The organism is Streptomyces sp. NPDC048171 (genome assembly GCF_043202655.1).
Taxonomy (GTDB): Bacteria; Actinomycetota; Actinomycetes; order Streptomycetales; family Streptomycetaceae; genus Streptomyces.
Map to the genome: position 1 here is coordinate 265,966 of NZ_JBIDAU010000009.1, position 12,309 is coordinate 278,274.

Here is a 12,309-nt window from a genome sequence, read left to right on the forward strand (position 1 = left end):
CTCGTGGGGGAAGGCGGGCGGACATGGGCAGACAGCGTCCCGGTACGCCGACGCTGGAGGAGGTGGCCGCCCTCGCCGGCGTGGGGCGGGGCACCGTCTCAAGGGTCATCAACAACGCGGCCGGCGTGCGGGACTCGACGCGCCGCGCCGTGCAGCGGGCCATCGCGGAGCTGGGGTACGTCCCGAACCTCGCGGCGCGTTCGCTGGCGGGGCACCGTGCGGACGCCGTCGCGCTGGTGATGACGGAGACGGACTGGCGGCTGTTCGGGGAGCCGTTCTTCACCGAGATCGTGCATGCCGTCGGCGACGCCCTGACCGACACACCGGTGCAGCTGCTGCTCACGCTGGTCCGTACGGACACCGAGCGCCGGCGGTTCGTGGAGTACGCGCGAGGCGGGCGGGTCGACGGTGTGCTGCTGATGTCCGTGCACGCCGCGGACCCGCTGCCGGACATGCTGGCCAAGGCGGGGCTGCCCACCGTGATGCTCGGGCGGCGTTCCGGCGACGAGAGCGTCACCTACGTCGACGCCGACAACGCCGGGGGTGCGCGCGGCGCGGTCACGTATCTGCTGGACGGGGGCCGGAGGGCGATCGGGGCCATCAGCGGGCCGCTGGACATGTACGTCGCCCAGTGCCGGCTGCGCGGATACCGGGAGGCTCTGGAGCTGGCCGGGGTGACGCCGGACCCCTCACTGGTCGTCGAGGGCGCCGACTTCACGGAGGAGAGCGGGCGCCGGGCGATGACCGGCCTGATCGGCCGTCACCCGGAGCTGGACGCGGTCTTCGCCGCCTCGGACACCCTGGCCGCCGGGGCACTCGGCGCGCTGCGCGCCGCGGGCCGGCGGGTGCCCCAGGACGTGGCGGTGATCGGCTTCGACGACTTCCAGCCGGCCCGGCCCACTGACCCGCCGCTGACGACCGTCCGACAGCCGCTGGAGGAGATCGGCCGGACCATGGTGCGGCTGCTGCTGGAGGAGATGGAGGAGTCGCCCGTCGCCTGGCGGCACGTCATCCTCCGTACCGAGCTGGTACTCCGGGACTCCGCCTGACCGAGGCCGTCGCCGGGAGCGCTCCCGGTGAGGGCTCGGCTCTCACCTGGGGCTTCGAGATTCGTGCGACGGCTCCGTTGCGCACAGTCTTGTCAGGAACATGAACGACTCCTACAGTCCCCAGTCAACCGGTAGTTGGGAGCGCTCCCATCAGTGGGGAGTTGGGAGCGCTCCCGCTCCGGCCCTCCCCCCGCACTCTCCCGGAGAGGCCCCCCATGCGAACGCCACCGCTCCAAGTCCGCGCCTTACGCGGCCTCTTGTCGGCCCTGATCGCGACGCTCGCGAGCTTCGCGGCCGTCGCGGCCTTGGTGACCGCGGCCCCGCCGGCCCGGGCGGACACCACGATCTGCGAACCCTTCGGAACGACGACGATCCAGGGACGGTACGTCGTCCAGAACAACCGCTGGGGCTCCAGCGCCACCCAGTGCGTCACCGCGACCGACAGCGGCTTCCGGGTCACCCAGGCCGACGGCGCGGTGCCGACCAACGGGGCACCGAAGTCGTATCCGTCGGTCTTCAACGGCTGCCACTACACCACCTGTTCGCCGGGCACCAGCCTGCCCGCCCGGCTGAACACCGTGTCCAGCGCGCCGTCCAGCATCTCGTACGGCTTCGTGGGCGACGCCGTCTACAACGCCTCCTACGACATATGGCTGGACCCGACACCCCGGACCGACGGCGTCAACCGGACCGAGATCATGATCTGGTTCAACCGGGTGGGCCCGATCCAGCCCATCGGTTCCCCGGTCGGCACGGCCACCGTGGGTGGCCGGACCTGGGAGGTGTGGAGCGGCGGCAACGGCTCCAACGACGTGCTGTCCTTCGTGGCTCCGTCGGCGATCAGCAGCTGGAGCTTCGACGTCATGGACTTCGTCCGGGCGACCGTCGCGCGCGGTCTGGCCGAGGACGACTGGTACCTGACGAGCGTTCAGGCGGGCTTCGAGCCCTGGCAGAACGGCGCGGGCCTGGCCGTGAACTCCTTCTCCTCCACTGTGCAGACCGGCACCGGCCCCGGTCCGGACCCCGACCCCGGCGAGCCGGGCGGGACGGCGTGCGAGGTGTCGTACGGCACGAACGTCTGGCAGAACGGCTTCACCGCGGACGTCACCGTCACCAACACCGGAACGGCGCCCGTGGACGGCTGGCGGCTCGCCTTCACCCTGCCCTCCGGTCAGCGGATCACCAACGCCTGGAACGCCTCGGTCACCCCGTCCTCGGGGACGGTCACGGCCACCGGCGTGGCACACAACGCCCGGATCGCTCCCGGCGGCAGCCTGTCGTTCGGCTTCCAGGGGGCGCACGGCGGGACGTTCGCGGAGCCGGACGGCTTCCGCCTGAACGACGCCGCCTGCACCACGGCGTAAGCACTCCCCCGCCCGTCCGGTCGAAACCCCGCCCCCGGACGGGCGGGGGCTCCACCGTCCCGCCTCCTCTCCCCCGCCCCCGCTTGCTTGATTGCCATGAACCGACCTCGATTGTCATGAACCGATCATGAAACCCGGTGGAATCAGGAGACCCCATGGCTCGACGCAGCAGACTCCTCTCCCTCGCGGCGGTGCTGGCCACCCTGCTCAGCGCGCTCGGCGTGACCCTCCTGCTCGGGCAGGGGCGCGCCGAGGCGCACGGCGTGGCGATGATGCCCGGCTCCCGCACCTACCTCTGCCAACTGGACGCCAAGACCGGCACAGGCGCCCTCGACCCGACGAACCCGGCCTGCCGGGCAGCCCTCGACGAGAGCGGCGGGACGCCGCTGTACAACTGGTTCGCCGTACTCGACTCCAACGCGGGCGGACGCGGCGCGGGTTACGTGCCGGACGGCACCCTGTGCAGCGCCGGGGACCGTTCCCCGTACGACTTCTCCGCCTACAACGCGGCCCGCGCGGACTGGCCCCGGACGCATCTGACGTCCGGCAAGACGATCAAGGTGCAGTACAGCAACTGGGCGGCCCACCCGGGTGACTTCCGGGTCTATCTGACCAAGCCGGGCTGGTCGCCCACGTCCGAGCTGGGCTGGGACGACCTGGAGCTGATCGAGACGGTGACCGATCCGCCGCAGCAGGGCTCGCCGGGTACCGACGGCGGCCACTACTTCTGGGATCTCGCGCTGCCCTCGGGCCGCTCGGGCGACGCGCTGATCTTCATGCAGTGGGTGCGTTCGGACAGCCAGGAGAACTTCTTCTCCTGCTCGGACGTCGTCTTCGACGGCGGCAACGGCGAGGTCACCGGTATCCGCGGTTCGGGAAGCACTCCCGGCCCGGACCCGACGCCCACGCCGACCCCGACGACTCCGCCCACGCACTCCGGTTCCTGCATGGCGGTGTACAGCGTGGAGAACTCCTGGAGCGGTGGCTTCCAAGGCTCCGTGGAGGTGATGAACCACAGCAGCGAGCCGCTCAACGGCTGGGCGGTGCAGTGGCGGCCGGGCAGCGGGACCACGCTGGGCGGGGTGTGGAACGGTTCGGTGTCCAGAGGTGGCGACGGCACGGTGACGGTCCGGAACGTGGACCACAACCGCGTCATCCCACCGGACTCCAGCGTGAGCTTCGGCTTCACGGCCACGTCCACGGGCAACGACTTCCCCTCGGGGACGATCGGCTGCGTCGCACCCTGACCCCTTTCGAGTGAGGTCGGCGGTGGCCCCGCCCCGGGCCCCGCCGACCTCACGTACCGGTTACGAATCGCTCAACCTCTGGTTGCGAAGCGGTGATCGGGCGACGATGGGGGCATGACTCCGGCCCAGCACGCCTTTGAGCGGCTGCAAGCCTGGCCCGACCTCACCGCGGGTTCGGCCAGTTGTGGAACCGGACGGGCGCTGTGCTCCGTCCGCGACGAGATCGTCCACTTCCATTCGGACCGGGACGTGGACCTCCACCTCACCCACCGGGCCATCCAGCGCTTCCAGTACGACTTCAGCGGATCGAGCGCCATCCGGCTGGTCGCCGGCTCACGCTGGGTGACCGTGCACCTGGACTGCGACGCCGACGTCGATCTGTTGCTGAGCCTGGTGAGCATCGCGCTCAAGGCCCATCAGTCCCGTCCGGCCGGCGACCCGCCCTCGGGGTGCAACTTCCGCCGGGTCACGGTGCTGCCCCGCACGGTGGCCGAGGAGGTCTGAGGACGCCGACGGCGGTGCGCCCGCCGTGGGAACACCGCCGTGTCCCGACGTCAGTGGTCCGCCGGGCCCTCCGGGGCGCGCCGGACACCGGCCGCGGCGAGGACCGCGCCCAACAGGCAGAGGACGCCGGTCACGGCCACGGCCAGGTGGACGCCGTTCATGAACGCCTGCCCGCTGCCCTCCACCACGGCGGCCCGCAGGCCGGCCGGCAGGTCGCCGGAGACGGGTGCCACGCCCATCTCCACGGCGTCCTCGGCCTCCCGCAACCCGTGGGCCACGGCGGCCGGCGCACCCGCACCGGTCAGCTCCCCGGTGAGCGTGGCGCCGACCCTGGCGCTGATCAGCGAGACCAGGACGGACGTACCGAGCGCCCCGCCGATCTGCAGGGTGGTCGCCTGGAGGCCGCCGGCCACACCGGCGTACCGGACGGGGGCGTTGCCCACGATGGCGTCCGAGGAGGCCGACATCACCATGCCGACGCCGAGGCCGAGCGCGATGAACGGCGGCCACATCGCGGCGTAGGCGGAGTCGGTCTGCCAGCTGAGCATGCCGAAGCAGGATGCCGCCTGGAGCAGCATGCCCACCGGCATGGTCAGCCGCGGCCCGAAGCGCTGGGTCAGGGCCGCGCCCAGCGGTGAGGCGACCAGCGAGGCGAGACTGAGCGGGAGCGTGCGCACGCCCGCCTCGACCGGCGTGAAGCCGCGCACGTTCTGGAGGTACAGCATCACGAAGAAGATCACTCCGAGCATGACGAAGAAGTTCAGCGCGGTGATGATCGCGCCGATCGTCAGTGCCCGGCTGCGGAACAGGCTCATCGGCAGCAGCGGGTGCGCGGTCCGGGTCTCGTGCCGCCCGAACACGAGCAGCAGGACCAGTCCGGCGGGGACGGCGCCCAGCGTTCCGGCGGAGGTCCAGCCCCAGGTCTCGCCCTTGACGACACCGAAGACCACGGCCAGCAGACCGAGGGCGAGCAGGACGAGACCGGGGAGGTCGAAGCGTTCCCGGCCGGCGGCCCCGCGGCTCTCCGGGAGGACGAGGACGCCGAAGACGATGGCGGCGACGCCTATGGGGGCGTTGATGTAGAAGACGGACTCCCAGTCGACGTGCTCCACGAGGAGCCCGCCGACGATGGGCCCGAGGGCGGTCGCCACCGCGGAGACCATGGCCCAGATGCCCACGGCCATGCCGAACTTCCTCGGCGGGAACACGGAGCGGAGCAGGCCGAGGGTGTTGGGCATCAGCAGTCCGCCGAAGGCGCCCTGGAGCGCGCGGAAGGCGACCACGCCCTCGACCGAGCCGGCGAGGCCGATGGCGACGGAGGTGAGGGTGAAGCCGGCGACGCCCACGAGGTAGTAGGTGCGCCGCCCGAACCGGTCGCCGAGTCTGCCGCCCAGGATGAGGGTGGCGGCCAGGGCGAGCAGGTAGGCGTTGGTGACCCACTGGAGTTGGGCAGTCGACGCGTGCAGGTCGCTGCCGATCGCGGGGTTGGCGATGGCGACGACGGAGCCGTCGAGCTGGACCATGAAGAGTCCGAACGCGACGGCGAGCAGGGTCAGCCACGGGTTGGACCCTCGACCGGCGGCCGCCGGCGGGGCGGTTTCGGCCGCGGGCGCGGTGGGGTCGGCCACGGAGGTGGAGGGCATGAACGGGCCTTCGCTTCCAGGTTCGTGAGGGTGGTGCGCCAGGACGTGGCGGTCCGCGGGAGCAGGGCGGAGCGGCCGCGGGCACGACGGTGCGCCTGCGGCCTGCGGGAACGCGCGGGTTCCGCCCGGTCAGCGGGTGGTGGGGTGGAGGTGGCGCGCCAACGCGTCGAGCGCGTCGAGGGCGGAGCCGAGCGCGCCCTGCTGCCCCTCGGTGAGGGAGGTCAGGGCCTGGCGGATGAACGCGGTCTCGAGTTCCCGCACCTCGGACACCCGGTGACGGGCCGTGGCCGTGAGGTGGAGGTGGGCGACCCGCTTGTCCGCGCTGTCCTGCCGGCGCTCCAGATCTCCCCGCTCGGTGAGCTGGGAGACCAGGGCGCTGACGTTGTTCGGCTTCATCAGCAGGGCCTCGGCGGCCTCGCGCACCGTGGCGCCCTCGCGCTGCGCGACGAAGCGCAGCAGGGCGAGCTGGCCCTCCGGGGGCTTGGGGCGCGGGTATGCGGCGGCGACCTGCCGGTCCAGCGCCCGGTGCAGCGCGGGAAGGCACGCCGCGAGCCCGGAGGCCACGCGGTCGATGTCCCGGCGGGGGGTGCTGGAGTCGGTCACCCGCGGATAATAGGTATAGCCATATAGGTATGTCAAAAGACCAAAGCCCGAGCCCGCGGCACCAGCCGCGCAACGCACTCGCAACCTTCCCCGTGCTGGGATGCGCCCCATGGGCGACACATACGAGGAGACCCCCCGCGTCGAGCTGACCGCAGAGGCCGCCGTACTGCTGCGGCGCCTCCGCGAGGCACACGGCCCGCTGATGTTCCACCAGTCCGGCGGCTGCTGCGACGGCAGCGCCCCCATGTGCTACCCCGCGGGCGAGTTCCGCACCGGCGGTTCGGACGTCCTGCTCGGCGAACTGGTGGTCGACGGCGTCGGGGAGCCGGTGGAGTTCTGGATGTCACGCAGCCAGTACGAGGTCTGGAGCCACACCCGGCTGACCGTGGACGTCGTCGCGGGCCGCGGCAGCGGCTTCTCCCTGGAGGCGCCCGAGGGGGTGCGCTTCCTCATCCGCTCACGAGTCGTCGAGGCCTGAGCCCGCCCGCGGCCCGGTCTACGGCCTGCGGTCTACGGTCTGAGGCTGCTCACGATGTCCGCCGTCGCGGTCAGGCCGCTGTTGATGGTCGGGGCGATGCTCGTGCTCGCCAGGTAGAAGCCGAGCAGCAGGCACACCAGCGCGTGCGAGATCTTCAGCCCGCCGTTGCGCAGGAAGATCACCGCGAGGACGAACAGCAACAGCACCACAGAGATGGAAACGGCCATGGTCAACCTCCTCCGCCACGTCCACTTCGCGGCGTTCGGCCGCAAGTGTGGCGTAGCGGAGGGTTCGTCCGGGCGGCTGACCTGTCCTCCGAACGAGTGGTGTTCCCGCCGGAGCCCTACGCGCCCCGGTGGGCGTCGAGGAACGCCTCCAGGCCCGCGAGGTCGTCGGTGTTGAGGTGGTCGACGCCGGCGGCGACCAGTTCGGTCCACACGGCGTCCCTCGCGGGGCCCGCGATGTCGGGCGTGGCCCAGAACCGGACCCGCTGCCCGCAGGCGTGCGCCGCGCCGACGATGCCCCGCAGTCTGCGCCGCTCGGCGGGTGGGAAGGCGCCCACGCCCTGCCAGGTGAAGTTGAGCGTCCAGTTGTCGCTGATCAGCGGGACGAAGGAGGCGGGTGCGGGGGTGCCGAGGTCGGTGAGCCGGCCGTCGTAGAAGGCGCGGCGGGTGCGCTGGGCCTCCATGGGGGCGCGGGCCGCCCGGTCGCCGGAGACCACCGCGGTGACCGCGCCGGGCAGGACCCGTCCGTGGGTGTAGGTGGTGAACAGGTGCCGGTGGCGGCGCAGCTGCCGGTCGAGTTCGAGGTACGTCGACGCACCCTCGGTCTTGATGTCGACGAGGAGTTGCAGGGCGCGGCTCTCCTGCCGGTAGACACGGCCGTGGTTGGCGCGGACCCGGGCGGCGAGGGGGGCGAGGTAGAGGGATTCCAGGGTGCGGGCCGGGTCGAGGTCCTCGGGGTCGTGGGCGACGAGGAGTTGGCCGTCGACCAGGTAGATGTCCGCTTCGACGCTGCCGAAGCGGTGGTCGAGGGCGTCGAGGAGTGGGCGGGGGTGCTCGTAGTCGTTGTGGGCGTGCGCGCGCCACAACGGGCGCGGCCCGCGCCCGCCTTCGCTCGCCAGCGCGTTGGCTGCGGGCAGGGCGACCGCGCCGGCGAAGGCGGCGCCGAGGGTGGTGAGGGCTCTGCGTCGGGTGGTGAGGGCCATGCTCTGCCTCCCTGGATGTGCCGTACGGGACGCCTGTGAGTATGCGGTCCCGGTGCCCTCAGGGAGCAGATCCGTGCGGGGAGTTGGCCGGACCGACCCTGGTCGTTCACCTCGACGGAGCCGGTCGCACGGAACGTGCCCGCCCCCCCCCGGAGGGGACGGGCACGCGCGGGCGGGACGGAGAGCCGTCAGGGGGCTCGCAGGTCGACCAGGTCGGCCAGGGCCGCCCGGTGGGTGCCCGCCGCGCCGTAGGCGATCGAGTCGGCCTTGGCCCGCTTCAGGTACAGGTGGACCGGGTGCTCCCAGGTCATGCCGATACCGCCGTGCAGTTGCAACGCCTCCTCGGCGGCGTGGACGGCCACCCGTGCCGCGTACGCCTGGGCCACGGCGACGGCCACGTCGGTGTCCTCGCCGGTGGCCAGGGCGTCGGCCGCGTTGCGGGCCGCGGCGCGCAGCCCGGCCACCTCCAGCCACAGCCCGGCGAGCCGGTGCTTGAGCGCCTGGAAGCCGCCGACCTGGCGGTTGAACTGCTTGCGTTCCTTCAGGTAGCCGACGGTCTCGGTGAGCAGCCAGTCGGCGAGGCCCAGCTGCTCGGAGGCGAGCAGCCCGGCACCGGCCCGCAGGGCGCGCCGCACGGCGGGTCCGGAGTCGCCGAGCCGGCGACCGGGGGCGCCTTCGAGGGTGACTCGGGCGAGGGGCCGGGTGAGGTCCAGTGAGGTCTGCGGGGTGACGGTCACGTCGGCGGCGCGGACCGCGTACAGTCCCCCGTCGTCCGCGGGCACCAGAAGGATGTCGGCCACGGCCGCGTCGGCGATGCCGGTCAGTTCACCGTGCAGGGTGCCCGCTTCGAGCCGCACGTCAGGCACGGGGCCGCCCGGTGCGACGTGCAGTCCGACGGCGAGCGCGGCGACGGAGGTCGCGGACGCCAGCTCGGTGAGCAGGTCGTCGGCCGCGCAGGCCAGCAGCGCCTCGGTGGCGACGACGGCGCTCGTCAGGTAGGGCACCGGCGCGACCGCGCGCCCCAACTCCTCCAGCACCACGGCGGTTTCCCGGTGGGTGGCGCCCTGACCGCCCAGTTCCTCCGGGATCAGCAGGCCGGCGAGGCCCATGGAGTCGGCGAGCGCCTTCCACAGCGACAGGTCCTGCGGGGTGGCCGATTCGGTGCGGGTGATGACGCCGGCCGGGTCGCAGTGATCGGTGAGCAGGTCCCGGACGGCGGCGCGCAGCGCCTCTTCCTCCTCCGAGTAGAGCAGAGCGGGTTCCGGCTGTGCGCTCATCGGGCGAGGTCCTTCCATGCGACGTCCTTGTCGGTGCGCGGCTCGGCGGGCAGGCCCAGGACGCGTTCGGCGACGATGTTGAGCAGGACCTCGCTGGTCCCGCCCTCGATGCTGTTGCCCTTGGAGCGCAGGTAGCGGTACCCGGCGTCGCGGCCGGTGAAGTCCACCAGCTCGGGGCGGCGCATCGTCCAGTCGTCGTACAGCAGGCCCTCCTCGCCGAGGAGTTCGACCTCCAGACCGCTGATCTCCTGGTTGAGCCGGGCGAAGTTCAGCTTCATGCCGGCGCCCTCGGGTCCGGGCTGGCCGGCCACCAGCTGCTGGCGCAGCCGTACGCCGGTGAGCCGGGCGACCTCGGCCTCGACCCACAGGCCGAGCAGCCGCTGGTGCAGATCGTGGGTGCGCAGGTCCGGGCGTTCGCGCCAGGTGCCGGCGATCTTGCCGATCATGCCGCCCTCGCGGGGGATCGGGGTACCGCCGATGGCGACGCGCTCGTTGTTCAGTGTGGTCTGCGCGACCCGCCAGCCGTCGCCGACATCGCCGAGGCGCCGGGAGTCGGGGATGCGGACGCCGGTGAGGAACACCTCGTTGAACTCGGCCTCGCCGGTGATCTGGCGCAGCGGCCGGACCTCGACGCCGGGGTCGGTCATGTCGCAGACGAAGTAGGTGATACCCCGGTGCTTGGGCAGGTCCGGGTCGGTGCGGGCGATGAGGATGGCCCAGCGGGCCAGGTGCGCGCTGGAGGTCCACACCTTCTGCCCGTCGACGACCCAGTGGTCGCCCTCGCGGACGGCCCGGGTGCCGAGCGCGGCGAGGTCGGACCCGGCGCCCGGTTCGCTGAACAGCTGGCACCACACCTCCTCGCCGGTCCACAGCGGGCGCAGCAGCCGGCGCTTCTGCTCCTCGGTGCCGTACTGGAGGATCGTCGGGGCGGCCATGCCGAGGCCGATGCCGATCCGCCGGGGGTCGTTGTCGGGAGCGCCCGCCGCCGCCAACTCGGCGTCCACGACGGCCTGGAGGGAGCGGGGGACGCCGAGTCCGCCGAGGCCCTGCGGGTAGTGCACCCAGGCGAGTCCGGCGTCGAAGCGGGCCCTCAGGAAGTCCAGGCGTTCCGTGGTGGCCGGTGGATGTGCGGCCAGCAACTCCTTGGTGCGGGTGCGCAGTTCGGTCGCGTCGGTCATGCGGTGGCTCCCTTCTCCAGCGTCTGGGGTACGACGGCCACCCGGCCGGTCGTCCTGCCGTCGGCGACGCGCTGCACGGCGTCCGCCGCCCCGCCGAGCGGGACCCGTTCGCTCACCAGCGGCTTGATCGCGCCCCGCGCGGCCAGGCCGGTGAGCTGTTCGTGGCAGTGCTGGACCAGCTTGGGGTCCTTGGTGTTGTAGAGGCCCCAGTGCAGGCCGAGGATCGCGTAGTTCTTCACCAGGGCGTGGTTGAGCGCGGGGCTGGGGATGGTGCCGCTCGCGAAGCCGACGACGACGATCCGTCCCTCGAAGGCGACGGTCTTGGCGGACTGGGTGTAGGCCTGGCCGCCCACCGGGTCGTAGATCACGTCCGCGCCCCGGCCGCCGGTGGCCTCCTTGACGGCGGCGACGACGTCCTCGGCGTGCCGGTCGACGACCACGTCGCAGCCCTGTTCCCGGGCGACGGCCGCCTTCTCCGGGCCGCCCACGACACCGATGACGGTGGCGCCGGCGGCCTTGCCGAGCTGTACGGCGGCGCTGCCGACCCCTCCGGCGGCGGCATGCACCAGCAGGGTCTCGCCGGCCTCTAGCCGGGCCCGGCGGTGCAGGCCGAACCAGCCGGTCTGGTAGCCGATGTGCAGGGCCGCGGCCTCGGCGTCGTCCAGCGCGTCCGGCGCGGGCAGCAGGGCCCGGGCGTCCGCGAGGGCGTACTCGGCGAAGCCGCCGTGGGGCAGCGCGGGATTGGCGATGACGCGGCGCCCGTCCTCGGTCTCGCCGCAGATCTCCACGCCCGGCGTGAAGGGCAGCGGCGGCCTGATCTGGTACTGGCCCCGGCAGAGCAGGGCGTCCGGGAAGTTGATGTTGGCGGCGCGGACCCTCAGCAGGACCTGGCCGTCGCCGGGCGTGGGCGGGGCCACGTCCTCGAGGCGCATCACCTCGCCCGGCTCGCCGTTCTCGTGCACCTGCCATGCCTGCATGCGGGGCCTCCACCGACTGCGTCGTCCGACCGGTCACTCGCATACTAAGCGGTCGCTTGCCGATCGGGGAACAGCCCGGGCGCGTCCGTACGTCATGTCCGGGCACACCCGTACGTCACGCACCACGGCCCACGCGCCGGGCAAGCCCTCACGTGCGGGCGGCGGGCCGTGCCCGTACGTGCATCCGCTCGCCCTGCGGGCCGAAGAGGCTGAGGAACTCGGCGGGCCCCTCCCCCGTCGACCCGAACCAGTGCGGCACCCGGGTGTCGAACTCGGCGGCCTCCCCCGCCGACAGCACCACGTCGTGGTCCCCGAGCACGAGCCGGAGCCGCCCCGAGAGGACGTAGAGCCACTCGTACCCCTCGTGGGTGCGCGGGTCCGGTTCCTCCTTGCGCGCGGGCTCCAGCACCTTGAACGCCTGGAGCCCGCCCGGCTGGCGGGTGAGCGGCCAGTGCGTGCGGCCGTGGCGGACGATCGGCTCGGACCGCACGCGGGGGTCGCCCACCGGCGGGGCGCCGACGAGTTCGTCCAGTGGCACCTGGTGGGCCTGGGCGATCGGCAGCAGCAGTTCGAGGCTCGGCTTGCGCAGGCCCGACTCCAGCCGCGACAGGGTGCTGACGGAGATGCCGGTGGTCTCGGACAGGGCCGCCAGGGTCACCTCGCGCTCCTTGCGGACCTGGCGGAGCCGGGGGCCGACACCGGCGAGGACGTCGTCTGCAGTCATGTGAATATTGCAGATTCGGCAACATGATTTGTCAATACCGGGGTGATGGGGCGACCTT

13 protein-coding genes are annotated in these 12,309 nt (G+C 72.5%); 5 read left to right on the forward strand and 8 right to left on the reverse strand.

Translation table 11 applies throughout. The features are described 5' to 3' along the window. Positions 1-23 precede the first annotated feature (23 nt). The 4 genes from ACGF3J_RS26130 to ACGF3J_RS26145 all read left to right on the forward strand — a co-directional run bounded on the left by ACGF3J_RS26130 (position 24) and on the right by ACGF3J_RS26145 (position 4,164). The gene (locus ACGF3J_RS26130) at positions 24-1,049 is read left to right on the forward strand and encodes a LacI family DNA-binding transcriptional regulator (RefSeq protein WP_161326454.1); all 1,026 of its coding nucleotides are present in this window, start codon (positions 24-26) and stop codon (positions 1,047-1,049) included. Positions 1,050-1,264: 215 nt separating this feature from the next. Next, a complete protein-coding gene (locus ACGF3J_RS26135) occupies positions 1,265-2,413 on the forward strand; it encodes a cellulose binding domain-containing protein (RefSeq protein ID WP_161326455.1) in 1,149 nt (382 codons plus the stop codon). 155 nt (positions 2,414-2,568) lie between these two features. Beyond that, a complete protein-coding gene (locus ACGF3J_RS26140; protein ID WP_161326456.1) occupies positions 2,569-3,660 on the forward strand; it encodes a lytic polysaccharide monooxygenase in 1,092 nt (363 codons plus the stop codon). A 114-nt stretch (positions 3,661-3,774) separates the two neighbouring features. After that, on the forward strand, positions 3,775-4,164 hold the full coding sequence (locus ACGF3J_RS26145; RefSeq protein WP_161326457.1) for a luciferase family protein: 390 nt from the start codon (positions 3,775-3,777) through the stop codon (positions 4,162-4,164). 50 nt (positions 4,165-4,214) lie between these two features. On the opposite strand, the gene ACGF3J_RS26150 is transcribed toward ACGF3J_RS26145, so the two are convergent. Beyond that, positions 4,215-5,807: an MFS transporter gene (locus ACGF3J_RS26150; RefSeq protein ID WP_161326458.1), complete on the reverse strand. Its 1,593-nt coding sequence runs from the start codon at positions 5,805-5,807 to the stop codon at positions 4,215-4,217. Positions 5,808-5,936: 129 nt separating this feature from the next. After that, complete coding sequence (locus ACGF3J_RS26155) at positions 5,937-6,410, reverse strand: MarR family transcriptional regulator (protein WP_161326459.1); 474 nt, start codon at positions 6,408-6,410, stop codon at positions 5,937-5,939. A gap of 109 nt (positions 6,411-6,519) precedes the next feature. Here ACGF3J_RS26155 and ACGF3J_RS26160 point away from each other — a divergent pair, with 109 nt between their 5' ends. Beyond that, complete coding sequence (locus tag ACGF3J_RS26160; RefSeq protein WP_161326460.1) at positions 6,520-6,888, forward strand: DUF779 domain-containing protein; 369 nt, start codon at positions 6,520-6,522, stop codon at positions 6,886-6,888. A 32-nt stretch (positions 6,889-6,920) separates the two neighbouring features. Here the strand turns inward: ACGF3J_RS26160 and ACGF3J_RS26165 are convergent, their stop codons facing one another. The 6 genes from ACGF3J_RS26165 to ACGF3J_RS26190 all read right to left on the reverse strand — a co-directional run bounded on the left by ACGF3J_RS26165 (position 6,921) and on the right by ACGF3J_RS26190 (position 12,251). Beyond that, complete coding sequence (locus ACGF3J_RS26165) at positions 6,921-7,115, reverse strand: hypothetical protein (RefSeq protein ID WP_122620880.1); 195 nt, start codon at positions 7,113-7,115, stop codon at positions 6,921-6,923. Between the two features lie 116 nt (positions 7,116-7,231). Further along, positions 7,232-8,095, reverse strand: coding sequence for a phosphatidylinositol-specific phospholipase C/glycerophosphodiester phosphodiesterase family protein (locus tag ACGF3J_RS26170; protein ID WP_161326461.1), 864 nt, complete (start codon positions 8,093-8,095; stop codon positions 7,232-7,234). A 188-nt stretch (positions 8,096-8,283) separates the two neighbouring features. Next, positions 8,284-9,372 (reverse strand): acyl-CoA dehydrogenase family protein, encoded by a 1,089-nt coding sequence (locus ACGF3J_RS26175; RefSeq protein WP_161331266.1) that lies wholly within the window; start codon positions 9,370-9,372, stop codon positions 8,284-8,286. Then, on the reverse strand, positions 9,369-10,550 hold the full coding sequence (locus tag ACGF3J_RS26180; RefSeq protein ID WP_161331265.1) for an acyl-CoA dehydrogenase family protein: 1,182 nt from the start codon (positions 10,548-10,550) through the stop codon (positions 9,369-9,371). Before ACGF3J_RS26180 ends, ACGF3J_RS26175 begins: the two co-directional genes overlap by 4 nt. Continuing rightward, positions 10,547-11,527, reverse strand: coding sequence for an NADPH:quinone oxidoreductase family protein (locus ACGF3J_RS26185; RefSeq protein WP_393854940.1), 981 nt, complete (start codon positions 11,525-11,527; stop codon positions 10,547-10,549). Before ACGF3J_RS26185 ends, ACGF3J_RS26180 begins: the two co-directional genes overlap by 4 nt. A gap of 148 nt (positions 11,528-11,675) precedes the next feature. Beyond that, a complete protein-coding gene (locus ACGF3J_RS26190) occupies positions 11,676-12,251 on the reverse strand; it encodes a helix-turn-helix domain-containing protein (RefSeq protein ID WP_125490831.1) in 576 nt (191 codons plus the stop codon). Positions 12,252-12,309 lie beyond the last annotated feature (58 nt).

What these genes read in the sequence shown, in the direction of transcription:
- ACGF3J_RS26190 (WP_125490831.1), bottom strand. Translation starts at nt 12,251, where the DNA reads ATGACTGCAGACGACGTCCTCGCCGGTGTCGGCCCCCGGCTCCGCCAG.
- ACGF3J_RS26180 (WP_161331265.1), bottom strand. Translation starts at nt 10,550, where the DNA reads ATGACCGACGCGACCGAACTGCGCACCCGCACCAAGGAGTTGCTGGCC.
- ACGF3J_RS26170 (WP_161326461.1), bottom strand. Translation starts at nt 8,095, where the DNA reads ATGGCCCTCACCACCCGACGCAGAGCCCTCACCACCCTCGGCGCCGCC.
- ACGF3J_RS26130 (WP_161326454.1), top strand. Translation starts at nt 24, where the DNA reads ATGGGCAGACAGCGTCCCGGTACGCCGACGCTGGAGGAGGTGGCCGCC.
- ACGF3J_RS26175 (WP_161331266.1), bottom strand. Translation starts at nt 9,372, where the DNA reads ATGAGCGCACAGCCGGAACCCGCTCTGCTCTACTCGGAGGAGGAAGAG.
- ACGF3J_RS26165 (WP_122620880.1), bottom strand. Translation starts at nt 7,115, where the DNA reads ATGGCCGTTTCCATCTCTGTGGTGCTGTTGCTGTTCGTCCTCGCGGTG.
- ACGF3J_RS26145 (WP_161326457.1), top strand. Translation starts at nt 3,775, where the DNA reads ATGACTCCGGCCCAGCACGCCTTTGAGCGGCTGCAAGCCTGGCCCGAC.
- ACGF3J_RS26150 (WP_161326458.1), bottom strand. Translation starts at nt 5,807, where the DNA reads ATGCCCTCCACCTCCGTGGCCGACCCCACCGCGCCCGCGGCCGAAACC.
- ACGF3J_RS26160 (WP_161326460.1), top strand. Translation starts at nt 6,520, where the DNA reads ATGGGCGACACATACGAGGAGACCCCCCGCGTCGAGCTGACCGCAGAG.
- ACGF3J_RS26135 (WP_161326455.1), top strand. Translation starts at nt 1,265, where the DNA reads ATGCGAACGCCACCGCTCCAAGTCCGCGCCTTACGCGGCCTCTTGTCG.
- ACGF3J_RS26140 (WP_161326456.1), top strand. Translation starts at nt 2,569, where the DNA reads ATGGCTCGACGCAGCAGACTCCTCTCCCTCGCGGCGGTGCTGGCCACC.
- ACGF3J_RS26185 (WP_393854940.1), bottom strand. Translation starts at nt 11,527, where the DNA reads ATGCAGGCATGGCAGGTGCACGAGAACGGCGAGCCGGGCGAGGTGATG.